Below are 14,276 nucleotides of genomic sequence, written 5' to 3'. Positions count from 1 at the left end.
TCTTAATGACCGATAATTGCTCCGCCGATGATTACAAGATTTATTCTGGGATGCTAATTAAGCGCAGGTTTCAAAAGAAACCTGCGCTTAATTAGCACAATTAATGCTATTTTATTTCAACTCCACTTCTGCTAGAACCGGAAAATGGTCTGACGGGAACTTACCGTAGTAAGTATCTGTTAAAATTCCCCACTTGTTTGCGGTAAATGATTTGGTCATAAATATATGATCAATTACTGCCTGGCTGCGTGGCGCTTTAAAGCTATTGAAAGAAGAATTGTTAGCGTAAGGATATTTGACTTTAGCATAAGCATCTGCCAACAGGCTCGACTCGGCCAGTTGCTTATACCATTCGCTGTTTCTGTCACCGTTTAGGTCACCGGTTAAAATTGCGGGCGTGTTACCTGCTATCTCACCAATCTTTTTCAGTATTAATTTGCTGCTTTCCCTACGGGCAACTACACCCTGATGGTCAAAATGCACATTGAAGAAATAAAATTGCTTTTTAGTTTTCAGGTCCTGAAGATAAACCCATGAGCATATGCGGTTACAGCAGGTTGCATCCCAGCCTAAACCTGGTTTGTCAGGCGTTTCAGACAGCCAAAAGTCGCCGCTTTTTAATAGTTTAAACCGGCTTTTTTTGTAAAATATAGCAGAGTGCTCGCCACCCTCTTTGCCGTCATCGCGGCCTATACCATAGCGGGCATATTCAGGTAGCGCGGCGCTCATATCATTTAATTGATTTTTAAGCCCTTCTTGTATACCTAAAACATCAAACCCATGAAAGCGGATAAGATTAGAAACCACCGGTGCACGGTTTACCCAGAGGTTGCCAGTGTCGCGCGGATTATCAAACCGAATATTAAATGTGCCAACTGTTAGTTGTTGTGCGCTTACTAAATGCGTTGCAGTTAGAATGATAGCGGCTACGAACCAAATTTTTATTTTCATTTTATATATTTTGATAGTTAATTATTGCCAGCCCTGGTTTTGTTTTAAGTTAGGATTGCGTTGCAGGTCGGCAAGTGGAATAGGATAATAGTAATTACGTTCGTCCCATTTCCTCGGTATTTCATTCATCCATATTAATTCACCCGAGGTGCCATTCTTTAATAACTGTGAATTTACGGCGTTAGCAGTCCCTATTCTTGGCGAAACGTTAACATAAGTAACACCTGCTACAGCAGCAGGTTGAGTTCCCTGGTAAAAAGCAACGTCAAGTATACCGTCTTCGTTCAAATCCATAGGAGTATTTAATGATGGTACATAGAAACCGTTCCATTCCTGTTCCATTAGCTGGCCTCTTTTCCATCTTAACAGGTCAGAAAAGCGGAATCCTTCCAAACTTAACTCAATACCACGCTCCCGGCGTATTTCCAGTATTGTTGGATCGGTAATACCGGGAAAATAATTATCAACAAGGTATTGGTCGACAACGGTAGGTTTATTAGCAAGGCCACCGGTAATACCTGCCCTGGCGCGTAATGCTCCTATAGTGGCAGCCCATTCGGCGTTTGTTAAGGTACCCAACTCGGCTTTTGCCTCTGCAAAGTTCAATAACACTTCGGCATATCTGAATAAGGAAACGGCGTTGGTATTCAGCGCACCGGCATCGAGGCTTTCGTCGTCCAAAGTCCATTTAATGGGCTGGTAGCCGGTAAAAGTGTAAGAAAACACCGGAGGCGCAGGAACTAATTGCCCGTTGCGTAACCGCTTGTAATCACCCATACGGATAGTTTGGTTTAGGCGCAGGTCGCGATTTTTTACCTCATCTTTAAATAAGGTTGTACGATATGCCGGGTCGTTAGTGAAAGGGGTACCATCTATTTTTAAATAGGTGTTTATGAATGTACGAATAAAGCTTGCCTTGGCTCCGTAAGTTCCGCTGGTCCACCACCAGTTAGCCTCATTGAGTATGCCCAGGCTTGCATCAGCAACAGCGGCTTGTAACACTTCCTGGCTATTTGGAGCACTGCTGGTAAATACCTGGCGGTATGATGCTCCGGGGCCGCCCGTTGTGTTAAGCGAAAATCCGCCATTTTTCATAATCTGGTCTGCCGCCGATACCGCCTCGTTTAACCATCGGTCGGCAGTAGCGGTAAGGCCCAGGTTAGTGTGGTACTTTCTAAATGTACCTTCAAACAAACAAACCCTTGATTTATAAGCGTAAGCTACCCATTTGGTAACGGTAGTGCGGCTTGGGTCATTAGTAGCCTGAATGTTGGTGCAGGCATAATCTAAATCGGCCAATACCGAATCCATTACCATTGCACGGCTATCTCTGCCGGCAGTAAGTGCCGGGTCATCGGCGTTTAAGGCCTTATTGATCCAGGGCACATCGCCAAAACGTTTTACCTTTTCCATGTAAAAATACGCTCTAAAATAGCGTGCAATTCCAAGGTAGTTTTTGCGTACAGCAACGGGCACCGCGGGATTGTTGCAGTTTTCAATAAAGTAATTGATCTGCCTGAGGTCTCGCCAAACCCAGCCCGAACTGTTATTTGCGCCGAATGCGCCGGGGCGAATAAAGTCGGGTACGGCTTTCACAGCAAGATAGTCTGACATGGCATCCTGACTGGTTGAGTTTTTAGGAAGAAAATCAAGACTGTAAAAAGCATTGGTAGCTATTCTAAGGCCGCTTTCTGTACCAAACACAATTTCTTTAGAAGGAGTGGACTGAGGTTGCTGATCTAATTTTTCGCAGGCGGCAAAGCTTATACAAGCTAATAAGATCAGGATAATATGTTTTCTTTTCATTTTGATCTGGTATTTGTTTGCTGCTTAAAAGCCAATATTTAAGCCTAAGGAGTAACTTTTTAAAATCGGGTAATTATAGCCATCGCCGTTGGTAGCATTAGGATTTAAATCCTGGTCAACCGGTACCGCGTTTTCAACATCTATAGTGTTTTTAACAATTTTGTACATAGGCGAATAAGTGAAGAGGTTCTCTCCCGAGAAGAAAACTTTTGCACTGCGTGCACCAATGCGGCTTAACCATTTAGCAGGCAGGGTGTAGCCTATTTGCAGGTTTTTCATACGCAAATAAGCAACATTTTGCAGGTAGCGGGTTTGTGCCACGCCCAAAGTGCGGTTAGTGTTGCTTGAGGCCGCGCGCGACATGGTGCGTGGAAAGTAAGCGTTGGTGTTTTCAGGCGTCCACATATTGCCTAAATGAAATTTGGGAATGTTATTGTACGGGCGGTTGTACTGCCCCCAAAACATTTCAGTTTCGGTACTTGGATACCATTGTTGCTTGCCCACACCTTGAAAGAAGGTTGAGAAAGAGAAATTATGCCAGTTTGCACCCAAATTAATACCATACGTATACCTTGGGGCCGAGTTGCCTATAATTCTTCTGTCGCCTGATTTGCCTACCTTGTTTTCGCCAACGTTGATGAGGCCGTCGCCGTTCAGATCGCGGAGTTTAATATCGCCCGGAAACCACAGGCCTGAAGGGGAAGCACGCATTTGAGGGTCTTGCTTGGCGTGCGATGCTATATCAGCTGCATCTATAAAAAAGCCCTCGGTTTCATAACCCCAAATTTCCCCTAAAGTCTGCCCTTCGTAGTAATCGCTTAACAGCTTATCGGGGTTGTTGTATTTATCAATTTTTGTCTTATTATCAGCAAGGGTAAGCCTCACATTGTAGCTGAAAGGGTTTTTACCGGTACCAATACGGTCGTTCCACGCTAATGACAATTCCCAGCCGCGTGTGGTTAAGTTGGCATAGTTACCTTTTGGCGCATCGGCTCCGAAAACAGCCGGAGGCGTAATGGCCGAGGTAAACATATCAGTTGTTTTACGTGAGTAAATGTCACCGCTAAAGCTTAATCGGCCTGCAAGCATAGCCAGGTCCAAACCAACGTTTGTTGTGGTTGACGTTTCCCAGGTTAAGCCATCAGGCAATACAAACTCCAAACGGGTAGTGGCCGGACGTGTACCATTCAGAATTACGCCCGATTGATTGATGAGAAAGTTCTCAACAAAACGGTAAGAGGGTATATTACCGTTGCCTAATGAGCCGTATGAGGCGCGCAGCTTTAAATCAGATACCAGTTTTTCTGAAACTTTCCAAAACGGTTCGTTATTGATTCTCCATCCCGCAGAAACTGACGGAAAGAAACCAAACCGCTGATATGATGGAAATTTAGACGAACCGTCATAACGTGCGTTTACTTCCAGCAGGTACCGGTCTTTAAAGGAATAATTTAATCTTGAAAACCCTCCCGAAATAACCCAACGTTCGTAACCACCTGTGCCGCCGGTAGGGGTAATGTACTGGCCAACGGTAAGATTCGGATCCATGGCATCTTCAAACAAAATCCCATTGCGTTGCACGGCAACCCTGTTGTAGGTAGATTGCTCATAGTTATAACCTACCATTGCTTTGAAATAATGGTCGTTACCAAAGCGGTTTTCGTATTCTGTATAAATATTAGTTGCCAGGTAACGCGTTTTGCGGGTGTCAAACAGCAAATCATTGGTAGTGGTACCAACATAACCTGTTACCCCTTTTGAGTTACTGTAAGGCACCTGTACTCGTCTTTGGTTGCGGTCTTCATTGGTATTGCGAAACGTAAAATCGGCGTTAATGCGAAACTTGTTATTAAAGAACTTGCTTCTTAAGCTGGCTATGTTTCTAAGGACTTCGCGTCGGGTATCCAAACCATTTTTACCGTAAATAAAGTCACCCACGGTATAAGCAGATGCAAAGGTTAATGATCCATCAGGGTTAAAGAGGGGCATAGTTGGTTTACCCTCATCGGCAATGTTTCTCCAGATACCGCCACCTTCACCAACGTTTATAGGGTTGTGATACTTCATTGCCGAATAGTCGGTATTGTTCTCAAAACTCAGCCATGGAAATACTTGTACTGAACCTCTTGCCCGCAAGTTTTTCATGTTATAATCATCACTGTTATACCTGAACAAGCCGGTTTGGTTCAGCATGCGGCCCGATACTAAATAGGTTGCCTTATCACTGCCGCCACTAACCGAAAGGTTATTTTCATATGCAGTATTATGATCTTTGTATAAGGCTTTATAATAATCTGTACTGCCATAATATGTGTACTCGCCGGTAGTTGGATTTACCTCAACTTCATTGTAGGGCTGGCCGGATTCTACTCTTCTTTTAAATTCATCAAGATATGCCTGTGAAAACTTTTGCGTTTTGTTGGCATTTTGAGGAAAGGCCCCATCACCGTTAACAAAAGCTTCTGCAAACATTTTTGCCCAGGTGTAACCATCGGTTACATAATCGGGCCTGGTAACAGGAGCTTTAAAAGCGAAATTGGTACTGTAAGTAACGTTGGTTTGTCCTTTCTGACCTTTCTTGGTAGTGATTAATACAACACCAAACACACCTCTTGCCCCGTAAATGGCGGCAGATGCAGCATCTTTCAAAATTGATACGGTTTCAATATCATTAGGATTCAGCAAACTTGGATCACCTTCAAAACCATCAATCAATACAAGTGCGCTTCCTCCTTGCCCTATAGATGTAGTTCCCCTGATGTTATAGCTGGGCGATTGTGTTGGTTTTCCGTCCAGCATTCTGAGGTTAAGGTTGGGTAACAAACCTTGCAGGCCCTGGGTTAAGTTGGTAATGGGCCTGTTTTCGAGGTTTTTTGCAGTTATCTGGTCAACAGCGCCGGTAGCATTGGCTCTTTTTTGGGTTCCATAACCTACTACAATTACTTCATTCAAACTACCGGTCTCGGCTTTTAAAGTAATATTTAACGGCGCATTTTCGCCATCTTTCACGGTTACCTTACTTAAATTTAAAGTTACGTAGGATACGAAGCTTACGGTTAAATTGTAAGTACCCGCCGGAACGCTTATTTCAAAAGTGCCGTCCGGTCCTACCATTGTTGCTTTGTTAAGCTCTTTAACAAGCACAGTAGCACCTGGCAGCGCTTCGCCCTGCTCATCTTTTACTGTACCTGAAATACGTGTAGGGGCGGCATTACTTACTTGCTTTGCAGGTACAATAGCCACAGGTTTCTGTTTCTCTACCTTTAGTAAGATATGTTCGTCATCAACCTGCTGAACTGATCCCTGGTAACCTGATAACAGTTGTTTAAGGACGTTAATTACTAACTCATTATTTACATTCAGGCTGATGGATTTATTGGAATCAAAAACATTTGAATTATAACCTATTTTAAAAGGTGTTCTTTGTTCAATTAATTTGAAGACATTTTTAATAGGCTCATTTTTTACCGACACGCTGATGCGCAACGTGTTCATGGTTTGACCATCGGCAGAATAAGACGGTGTTGTGGAGGTAATTAAAATAAGCAATATGCCCAGGAAAGCAGGAATTTTCCTGAAATTGCTTTTGATTGAAAAATATTGATAAAGATTTCTCATTTTTACTAATGTTATTACTATGATTTAGGAATCGTTGAAATGACATGGCCTGCTGCTTCAGCAGCCATCAACAGGCAGGTGTTCTCAAGGCATCAGCCTGTTTTCGTTTTTAAGAATATTACATCATGTTTAATGACAGTTTTTTGAGTGTATGATGATTTTGTTTTGGGCAGTTTGGTAAGTGATGCCGGTTAGCTGGCTAAGTACTCCAAGTACCTTGGGCAGGGGCTCGTGCAAAAAACTGATGGTGTAACTGCATTTTCCTACAGGCTTATCGGCAAGCTGAATATTACGGTTGTAATGACGTGATAAAGCCATTACTATTTCTTGTATGTCTGCATCCTCAAAGTATAACCCACCATTTTGCCATGAGGCAATCTTTTGTGCGTCTGCATTTGCGGTTTTATAACGTTGGCTGCTCACATTGTAGGTAAGCATAAGGTTGTGGGTGAGTATATCGCCTAATGGTTTGCTGGTGCCATTTTGCTTATACTCACTTACGCGTACTCTGCCATCAACTACAGCCACTTTAATGCTGCTTTCGTTTTGATAAGCATGCACGTTAAATTCGGTACCTAATACCCGGGTTTTAAGTTTACCTGTGCTTACTATAAATGGTCTTGTGCTATCGTGTGCAACCCTGAAGTAAGCCTCTCCTGAAAGCTTTACGTTGCGGAACTTTTGATTAAAATCGGTGCTGATAGTTAGTGCCGATGATGCGTTAAGGACAACCTCTGTACTATCAGGTAACCTGATAATTTTCCGTTCTCCGGCTAAAGTGCTGAATTCTTGCTTAGCTACAACAACCTGTTTTGGTTGGTTGCTATATATTAAATATACCAGGGGCAGGAGTAGTAGAGCCGCGGCTACGCGCATGTATGGGCGCATAACTTTATAAACACTGCGTTGAGGAGCAATATTTTTTAACACGTGTTTGCGTGTCACTCTAACAAATTTTTCTTCACTGTTGTTTACGGCATCCGAAGCACCTTTGCCAAGAGTATGCAGCCATTGCTCTACCTGTTGCGTTTCATTTACTGTACTTTTTCCTTCACGGTATTTTTGTAACAAAACGTTAATCAGTGCCGATTTTTTGTTGTTCATCTGCACCTATAATCGGGCGTTGAGCCAAAAAGTACCGTTAAATAATCATCAAAAATCTGTTAACTTAAAAACAGGTGATGCTAACGGAAAAAGCATATTCTTAATACTACTAATAGTAAAGAGATACTTTGCATACGATTAAAGCGCACTTGCAGGCGCTTTAGAGCAATGGTTAGATTGTTTTTTACGGTTTGCTCCGATAGTGACAGGCGGGCGGCAATATCCCGTACGGGTAGTTGCTCATTGCGGCTAAGTGTAAAAACATTCTTTATAGTTTCGGGCATTTTGTCAACCTCGTTGCTAAACCAGTCCTGCAGTTCAGCAGCCAGTATGCTTTCGTCTGCCGCAGGTGCAACTTCTGCCTCGTATTCAGGTAATAAAGCCTGGTAGTTTACAATTTCACGGTTTGCAGCCAGGTAGTAATCAACCACCTTGTTTTTGGCCGCTTTATATAAGTAAGGAGCAAGAGTATCTGTTATATTAACGCCGTAACGGTTATTCCATAAGGTCAGGAAAATATCCTGTATGGCTTCCTGTGCGTTCTCAGGTGAGTTTATGCGGACATCAATATATCTGAATAGCATTCGGTCATACTTTTTCATGAGAGAAAGTAGTGCCTTTTGATTATTGTCCTGCATTTGGCTTAACAATTTGATATCCGAAGGCTCGTTGCTTTTCACGCCCCAAACCTACATGTGACGTTTTAAGTGATTGTTACGTATAGATAAAATTACATACCAAGCCCTGCGGCTATTTAGCAATACGGTAGTAAACAAAAGTTTACCAAAATTGCTACACATCCAACTGTTTTGGCTACTTGCAAGCCATCAGGTATCATGACCTTTGTATATCAAAAAGTCAATATATGGAAAACGTAATAGCAGGAAAAGTAGTTGTAATTACCGGTGCCAGCAGTGGTATTGGTAAAGCCACAGCAGAATTATTAGCAGCTCAGGGTGCAAAAGTTGTTTTAGGCGCTCGTCGTGCTGAAAGATTGGAAAACATTGTGCAATCAATTCGAAACAACGGAGGCGATGCTGCATATGCAGAAACAGATGTAACCAACTGTAAAGATTTGAAGTTATTGGTAGCATTGGCTGTAAAGCAATATGGCCAATTGGATGTTATAGTAAACAATGCCGGTATAGCGCAGTTGAACCCAATGGAAGAAACAGACATAGCAGGCTGGGAACAAATGATTGATGTGAACATTAAGGGTACACTTTATGGTATAGGGGCTGCAATGCCGGAATTTTTAAAGAATGGATCAGGGCACTTTGTTAATATAATTTCTACGGCAGGTATTGCAATTGTGCCTACTATGGGTGTTTATGCAGGTACAAAAAATGCAGTACGCACAATTAGTGAAGCACTACGTCAGGAATCTCAGGGGCGCTGGCGGGTAACAGGCATTTCACCAGGGTATGTAGCAACGGAGTTTGTAAGTAATATTAAGAACGACGCCATACGTTCAGCCAGTCAGGATACTGCTGATAAAATATCCATTACTCCTGAGTCCATTGCACAAGCTGTTGCGTACGCTATAAGTCAGCCTCATAATGTGGATGTAGGTGATATTGTTATCCGGCCAACCGCTCAGGGCTAAAAAAGTCAATTTATAATTAGCATATCAATAGTACCAACCAGTGAGTACACTAAAGTTTGAAACAATAAGTGATTTGATGAGCCGCCTTCATTTGAAAGCACCTGCCCATCCTATGATTACGCTGGTGAACTATGATGAAGAAGAGATTGATTTGCGTGATGCGGGCTGCTGGGTTATGCTTGACTTTTATAAAATAACCTTTAAAAGAGGTTTCAAAGGCAGCGTTAAATACGGGCCGGGCACATATGACTTCAAAGAAGGAGGCATGGCGTTTCTTGCTCCCGGTCAGGCTGTAAGAATGACGCCCGACCCGGGAGATTATCAAGGTTATGCTCTATACTTCCATCCCAATTTACTGATAAATCATCCTCTTTCGCAGCGCATTTATCACTATGGCTTTTTTGATTATACTGTAGCCGAAGCTTTGTTTTTATCAGCTAAAGAAAAGCATACGATGGAAGCACTATTTCAGGCAATTGATACTGAATTGAATAATACAATCGATCAGTTCAGCACGGATGTATTGATTTCACAATTGGAGCTATTACTAAATCATAGCAACCGGTTTTATAACAGGCAGTTCCAAACCCGAAAAAACATGCACCATGAGCTGATTGTAAAGATGGAGGAGTGGCTAACGGGGCAGTTTGATAAGGCAATCTTAGGCGGATTGCCCTCACCACATGATTTGGCAAATCATTTGAATGTTTCCCAGCGTTACCTCTCTGATATGCTTAGGTCTCTCACCGGGAAAACCACGCAGCAACATATTCATTTGGCATTGATAGATAAAGCAAAAGCGCTGTTAAATCAAACCAACCTTACTACTGCTGAAATTGCTTATTATTTAGGTTTTGAGCACCCGCAATCATTCAATAAGCTTTTTAAGCAGCGCACTAATGTGTCACCGGTACAATACCGGCGGGGGCAGCTTCAGGATAATTAAACTATTTACATTTCCTTAACAAGTTCTTACACCTCACTGAATATATAAAACGCTGGTTATTGTAAGAATGCGAAGGCAAATCAAAGAAAGCTATTGATGATCGTGTGTCATTTACTGACGGTCATTATATATTACTTCCCGATACAGAACTTAGAAAAAATATTATCCAGTAAATCGTCGGTGGTAACGGTGCCTGTAATTTCGCCCAAGTAGTGCAAGGCTTGCTTAATGTCCATGGCTAAAAAGTCTGACGTTACCTGCATGTCAATACCGCTTAAGGTTTTGATGAGGGCCTGCTCAGTTTTTTGCAATGCTTCAAGATGACGAATATTAGTTACAAGCGTTTCATTGCCATTTAAGCGGCCTTGAATGGTGGTGTCATAAACCAACTGCTTCAGTTGCGAAATGTGTAGTTTCTCCTTTGCTGATATGGCCACAAGAGTTACACCTTCGGGTAAAGCTGGGCTATACCTTTGTTTATAATCAGGTACTATATCTATTTTATTAGCAACCAGCAGGGTAGGGAGTCCGGGTTTGTAAAGGTTTTGAATATCCTGACTTAACTCGTCAGGAGTGATTGATTCCACATCAAACACATAAAGAAGCAATGCCGACTGGCTTATCTTCTCCATAGTTTTTTGCACGCCTATTTGTTCAATAGCATCAGTTGCTTCGCGTATGCCCGCCGTATCAATTAAACGGAAATTTATGCCGTTTATATTCAACGTTTCCTCAATGGTATCACGTGTGGTACCGGCAATGTGACTTACAATTGCCCGCTCCTCATTTAAAAGTGCGTTAAGCAGTGTTGATTTACCAGCATTTGGACGGCCTGCTATAACAGTGTTAATGCCTTGCTTAACAGCATTCCCTAACTCAAACGACTGTATAAGCTTGCCTATAACACGCGTTAAATCATGTATAAGCTGTTTTAATTGCCCACGATTAGCAAACTCTACATCTTCTTCCGAAAAATCAAGTTCAAGTTCAATCATTGAAGCAAAGTGCACAAGTTGCTCACGCAAATCTTTTAATTCAGAACTGTAGCCACCTCGTAATTGCTGTAAAGCAACCTGTTGTGAAGCTTTAGAATCTGAAGCAATCAAATCAGCTACTGCCTCGGCCTGCGAAAGGTCAAACTGACCGTTGAGAAATGCCCTGAGTGTGAACTCTCCGGGTTTGGCCGACCGCGCACCCTGCCTAATGAGTAATTTGATAATGCTTTGAATGATATAATTTGAACCATGGCATGATATCTCCACCACGTTTTCACGGGTGTATGAACGCGGACCAACAAATAGTGAAACCAAGACCTCGTCAAGTACCAGGTCGCCGTCGGTAATGGTACCAAAGTGGATAGTGTGGGATGCTTGCTTAGTTAAATTCTTCCCCTTAAATACACTGTTTGCAATAACAACAGCATCAGGACCTGAAAGCCTGATTACACCAATTGCTCCAGTACCGTTTGGCGTAGCTAGGGCTACTATAGTATCGTGCGTTAAATGATTCATTTTGAAATGCAAAAGTGCTTATAATTATCATTATTTATGTTGAAGTATCGCAATAATGTTGGGCGTGATATTAACCGCTAAATTCTATGTTTGATTATATTAATTAATTTATAATTAAAACCATCATTACAACCTGAGTGTTTAATAGCTGATGGCAATTTAAGCTTGCCAAAATATAAACATTAATTAATCAACACTCAGAATGGCTAATTTTCAAACTGACACTCAAACACTGGAAGGTAAAAATATTCTTATTACCGGCGGTACAACCGGCATAGGCCGGGCCACAGCTTTGGCCTTGGCCGCTGCCGGCGCAAACGTTTTAATTGTTGGGCAAGATCCGCAACATTTGCAAGATGTTTTAAGCGATGCCGAAAAGGCGGGTATATCAAATAAAATCAAAAGCTTAATTGCAGATATGTCCGTTGAGGATGGTATTAACGCAGTAACAAACGCTGGCAATGCAGAACTTGATACCTTGCATGTTTTAATTAATTGCGCTGCATTGGCATATCAGGGTATAAGTGATGGTAATTATGCGGAGTGGGCAAAGATAGTGAATACCAATGTGCTTGCTTACCTTGCGCTATCAAATTACGCTGTTAAACGCATGAAGGAGGCAAAAGGTGGACATATTGTAAATATTGGTTCGATGAGTGCCGATGTGAGGGAAAAAGATAGCTCAGTGTATGTGGCCACAAAGGGAGCAGTGCAAGCTTTTTCAGAAAGCTTACGTAAGGAAGTAAATGAACTAGGCATAAAAGTTACCTTAATTGAGCCAGGTGCTGTAGGTACTGATATGCAACCGGTCTCAGTTCCTGATCAGCAAAAGAATATTGAAAATTTAGAAATGCTCAAGGCCGAAGACATTGCCCAAGCTGTAATTTATGCTATTACTCAGCCGCAGCGCAGTGATGTAGTGGAGATTAAAATACGGCCTCACTTACAAATTATATAGAAGGTTCAAATGGCCTATATAAAAACACCAACAGCTCATTGAAGAGCTGTTGATGTTTTTATATGACTTAAATTCAAAGATGAGAATAGAACTATTACTAGTTCAAAAGTTCCAGATGAATTACCATAACCTCGGTTTTGTATCTTTTTATACGGTTTTCATCAATCCAGCTTTTGGTTTGCAGCTTACCTGTAACGTGTATAAGCCTTCCTATAAACAATTCTGTTTCCTTAACGTCGGTTGTTTCTGGACAAACAATTATTGAATGGTGCTCTTCATGAGCTGAAGTTTGATCGCCCTTGCGAAAATGCTCATTGGTAACAAGGTTAAAGCAAATAGTATCGGGTTTATTTTGAAGTTTGTGTCGTCGTGGTTCTGTTTTAATGTGGCCTATTAGAAATACCTTATTAACGCCTGAGTTGTTATGCATGTAAAGAAAAAATCAATTCTGTTGTTGAGTGTGTTAACTGATAATTTTTGTTTAATTATTAAGGGAAAAATAATGTCGATGCCTTTAGCAATAAAAGCCTTATGCTAAGTACATCAATCATTATTTAGGGTAAAATTAAATTAACCGAAACGTTCAAATCAGCGTATAAATACGTAATCATGCATCGTATAAATACGTTATTTATCGCTAAGATTAATTGGCTTAATTATTATTAACGGTAATTAATTAATTTATTACCCCGTAGCGCATAGCAAAGCGTATAAGTGCCACTGTGTTACGCACACCTGTACGGGTAATCATACTTTCACGATAGCCTTCAACCGTGCGCTTGCTTGTAAACAGCTTATCAGCAATTTCCTGGTTGGTCATGCCATCAGCCAGGTAGTTTAAAACCTCTGTTTCGCGTGCCGAAAATCTGATTTCATTTGTTTCTTCTGTATCAACAGGTTCTGAGGAGGTCATCATTCTGTTCAGAAATCGTGTAGTTAATTCAGAGCAGATATATTGATTGCCTGCCGATACATGTTTTATAGCAAAAACAAGTTCATCGGCACTTGTATTTTTTAAAATAAAGCCGTGAGCGCCTGCGTTAAAGCTTTGCACTACGTAGCGTTCATGATCAAGAGCGCTAAGTACTATAGATTTTACTTGTGGAAACTGGGCACTTACCTGTTTGGTTAGCGCAATGCCGTCCATAACCGGCATATTCAAATCAGTTAAAAGAAGATTTGCCTGAAGGCCTTCCGTTAATAGCGAAATGGCTTCTGCACCATTTTTTGCTTCAGCTACCACGGTTAGGTCAGGCACCATTTGTAATAACGAACGAAGTCCGTGTCTAACGATGCTGTGATCTTCAGCAATTATAATATCAACCATTGTTCTTAATCTTTACCCAATTTCAAATGATTTTCGGTCAAAGAGTATCGGCTATTGAAAAGACCGCCCAAAAGTTATTTTGTTCAATTTAATAAAGATATTGTGATTGAACTGGCAACATTTGTAAACCTGATAATAAACTATAGCTTCAGGTTGTAATAGATCAGAAAAAGCGCAAATATATCACAAGATTTAACTTACCGGCTATGTATTGCTAAAATAAAAGGCTTAGGCCGCATTTTGCTGCTTTTAGAAGTTAAATAGGTGCATAAAAACACTTAATAATAGAAAAGCCCGTAACGTTTGTTACAGGCTTTAAAGTTAGAGCGGTGAGGGAGGGATTCGAACCCTCGGTACAGTTTCCCGTACGTCAGTTTAGCAAACTGATCCTTTCGGCCTCTCAGGCACCTCACCGGTTGTTTACAATATGTGTCCCGTTTGGGACTGCA

The 14,276-nt window shown here is 41.6% G+C and carries 11 protein-coding genes and 1 tRNA gene; 3 read left to right on the top strand and 9 right to left on the bottom strand.

The features are described 5' to 3' along the window. Positions 1 to 111: 111 nt before the first annotated feature. The 5 genes from GO816_RS16395 to GO816_RS16375 form a co-directional block, all read right to left on the bottom strand. The gene (locus GO816_RS16395) at positions 112 to 951 is read right to left on the bottom strand and encodes an endonuclease/exonuclease/phosphatase family protein (RefSeq protein ID WP_157543037.1); all 840 of its coding nucleotides are present in this window, start codon (positions 949 to 951) and stop codon (positions 112 to 114) included. A 21-nt stretch (positions 952 to 972) separates the two neighbouring features. Beyond that, a complete protein-coding gene (locus GO816_RS16390; RefSeq protein ID WP_157543036.1) occupies positions 973 to 2,757 on the bottom strand; it encodes a RagB/SusD family nutrient uptake outer membrane protein in 1,785 nt (594 codons plus the stop codon). A 24-nt stretch (positions 2,758 to 2,781) separates the two neighbouring features. After that, the gene (locus GO816_RS16385; protein WP_232336602.1) at positions 2,782 to 6,375 is read right to left on the bottom strand and encodes a SusC/RagA family TonB-linked outer membrane protein; all 3,594 of its coding nucleotides are present in this window, start codon (positions 6,373 to 6,375) and stop codon (positions 2,782 to 2,784) included. 129 nt (positions 6,376 to 6,504) lie between these two features. Then, complete coding sequence (locus GO816_RS16380) at positions 6,505 to 7,479, bottom strand: FecR family protein (RefSeq protein ID WP_157543035.1); 975 nt, start codon at positions 7,477 to 7,479, stop codon at positions 6,505 to 6,507. 80 nt (positions 7,480 to 7,559) lie between these two features. Beyond that, on the bottom strand, positions 7,560 to 8,081 hold the full coding sequence (locus tag GO816_RS16375) for an RNA polymerase sigma factor (protein WP_198171543.1): 522 nt from the start codon (positions 8,079 to 8,081) through the stop codon (positions 7,560 to 7,562). 263 nt (positions 8,082 to 8,344) lie between these two features. On the opposite strand from GO816_RS16375, the gene GO816_RS16370 reads away from it, so the two are divergent. Together GO816_RS16370 and GO816_RS16365 are read left to right on the top strand one after the other, a co-directional pair. After that, on the top strand, positions 8,345 to 9,085 hold the full coding sequence (locus GO816_RS16370) for an SDR family oxidoreductase (RefSeq protein ID WP_157543033.1): 741 nt from the start codon (positions 8,345 to 8,347) through the stop codon (positions 9,083 to 9,085). Positions 9,086 to 9,125: 40 nt separating this feature from the next. Continuing rightward, positions 9,126 to 10,031: a helix-turn-helix domain-containing protein gene (locus tag GO816_RS16365; RefSeq protein WP_317163659.1), complete on the top strand. Its 906-nt coding sequence runs from the start codon at positions 9,126 to 9,128 to the stop codon at positions 10,029 to 10,031. Between the two features lie 131 nt (positions 10,032 to 10,162). On the opposite strand, the gene mnmE is transcribed toward GO816_RS16365, so the two are convergent. Next, positions 10,163 to 11,542 (bottom strand): tRNA uridine-5-carboxymethylaminomethyl(34) synthesis GTPase MnmE, encoded by a 1,380-nt coding sequence (mnmE, locus tag GO816_RS16360; protein WP_157543032.1) that lies wholly within the window; start codon positions 11,540 to 11,542, stop codon positions 10,163 to 10,165. Positions 11,543 to 11,744: 202 nt separating this feature from the next. On the opposite strand from mnmE, the gene GO816_RS16355 reads away from it, so the two are divergent. After that, positions 11,745 to 12,500 carry an SDR family oxidoreductase gene (locus tag GO816_RS16355; protein WP_157543031.1) on the top strand — a complete coding sequence of 252 codons (756 nt, stop codon included), beginning with the start codon at positions 11,745 to 11,747 and terminating at the stop codon, positions 12,498 to 12,500. Positions 12,501 to 12,597: 97 nt separating this feature from the next. On the opposite strand, the gene ssb is transcribed toward GO816_RS16355, so the two are convergent. From ssb to GO816_RS16340, 3 genes are all read right to left on the bottom strand, one after another. Next, the gene (ssb, locus tag GO816_RS16350) at positions 12,598 to 12,930 is read right to left on the bottom strand and encodes a single-stranded DNA-binding protein (RefSeq protein WP_157543030.1); all 333 of its coding nucleotides are present in this window, start codon (positions 12,928 to 12,930) and stop codon (positions 12,598 to 12,600) included. A gap of 246 nt (positions 12,931 to 13,176) precedes the next feature. Then, on the bottom strand, positions 13,177 to 13,827 hold the full coding sequence (locus GO816_RS16345; protein ID WP_157543029.1) for a response regulator transcription factor: 651 nt from the start codon (positions 13,825 to 13,827) through the stop codon (positions 13,177 to 13,179). Positions 13,828 to 14,154: 327 nt separating this feature from the next. Next, a tRNA-Ser gene (locus GO816_RS16340) sits at positions 14,155 to 14,241 on the bottom strand. Between the last annotated feature and the right edge of the window lie 35 nt (positions 14,242 to 14,276).

The sequence above is a fragment of the Mucilaginibacter aquatilis genome, assembly GCF_009755275.1.
Lineage (GTDB): Bacteria > Bacteroidota > Bacteroidia > Sphingobacteriales > Sphingobacteriaceae > Mucilaginibacter > Mucilaginibacter aquatilis.
This window is presented reverse-complemented; position numbering and strand designations above follow the sequence as displayed.

Coding starts and splice junctions, on each gene's coding strand:
- mnmE (WP_157543032.1), bottom strand. CDS start 11,542: ATGAATCATTTAACGCACGATACTATAGTAGCCCTAGCTACGCCAAAC.
- GO816_RS16345 (WP_157543029.1), bottom strand. CDS start 13,827: ATGGTTGATATTATAATTGCTGAAGATCACAGCATCGTTAGACACGGA.
- GO816_RS16355 (WP_157543031.1), top strand. CDS start 11,745: ATGGCTAATTTTCAAACTGACACTCAAACACTGGAAGGTAAAAATATT.
- GO816_RS16395 (WP_157543037.1), bottom strand. CDS start 951: ATGAAAATAAAAATTTGGTTCGTAGCCGCTATCATTCTAACTGCAACG.
- GO816_RS16385 (WP_232336602.1), bottom strand. CDS start 6,375: ATGAGAAATCTTTATCAATATTTTTCAATCAAAAGCAATTTCAGGAAA.
- GO816_RS16390 (WP_157543036.1), bottom strand. CDS start 2,757: ATGAAAAGAAAACATATTATCCTGATCTTATTAGCTTGTATAAGCTTT.
- GO816_RS16375 (WP_198171543.1), bottom strand. CDS start 8,081: ATGAAAAAGTATGACCGAATGCTATTCAGATATATTGATGTCCGCATA.
- GO816_RS16370 (WP_157543033.1), top strand. CDS start 8,345: ATGGAAAACGTAATAGCAGGAAAAGTAGTTGTAATTACCGGTGCCAGC.
- ssb (WP_157543030.1), bottom strand. CDS start 12,930: ATGCATAACAACTCAGGCGTTAATAAGGTATTTCTAATAGGCCACATT.
- GO816_RS16380 (WP_157543035.1), bottom strand. CDS start 7,479: ATGAACAACAAAAAATCGGCACTGATTAACGTTTTGTTACAAAAATAC.